The sequence below is a fragment of the Lachnoanaerobaculum sanguinis genome, assembly GCF_033242365.1.
GTDB classification, from domain to species: domain Bacteria; phylum Bacillota; class Clostridia; order Lachnospirales; family Lachnospiraceae; genus Lachnoanaerobaculum; species Lachnoanaerobaculum sanguinis.
Map to the genome: position 1 here is coordinate 1 of NZ_BTHK01000047.1, position 728 is coordinate 728.

Here is a 728-nt window from a genome sequence, read left to right on the forward strand (position 1 = left end):
AGAAGCATGGACGCCAGTTTATGCAGAGTCGCCGTTGGGATACCACCCCTGTATTGCTGGATTTCTAACCTGCGGCCGTTATCCGGCCGGGGGACAATGCCAGACGGGGAGTTTGACTGGGGCGGTCGCCTCCGAAAGAGTATCGGAGGCGCTCGAAGGTTCCCTCAGAATGGTCGGAAACCATTCAAAGAGTGCAAAGGCAGAAGGGAGCTTGACTGCGACACCGACGGGTGGAGCAGGTACGAAAGTAGGACTTAGTGATCCGGTGGCATAAAGTGGGATTGCCATCGCTCAACGGATAAAAGCTACCCTGGGGATAACAGGCTTATCACTCCCAAGAGTTCACATCGACGGAGTGGTTTGGCACCTCGATGTCGGCTCATCGCATCCTGGGGCTGTAGCAGGTCCCAAGGGTTGGGCTGTTCGCCCATTAAAGCGGTACGCGAGCTGGGTTCAGAACGTCGTGAGACAGTTCGGTCCCTATCCGGCGTGGGCGTAAGATATTTGAGAGGAGCCGTCCTTAGTACGAGAGGACCGGGACGGACTGACCGCTGGTGTACCTGTTGGAGAGTAACTCCATGGCAGGGTAGCTATGTCGGGACGGGATAAACGCTGAAGGCATCTAAGCGTGAAGCCCCCCTCAAGATGGGATATCTCATGTGAAAACAGTAAGACCCCTTGAAGACTACGAGGTAGATAGGGCCAAGATGTAAGTACAGTAATGTATT

General features: G+C 54.7%; 1 rRNA gene. It reads left to right on the forward strand.

From position 1 onward, the window contains the following. A 23S ribosomal RNA gene (locus SBH76_RS13460) occupies window positions 1–728 on the forward strand; the annotation flags it as partial.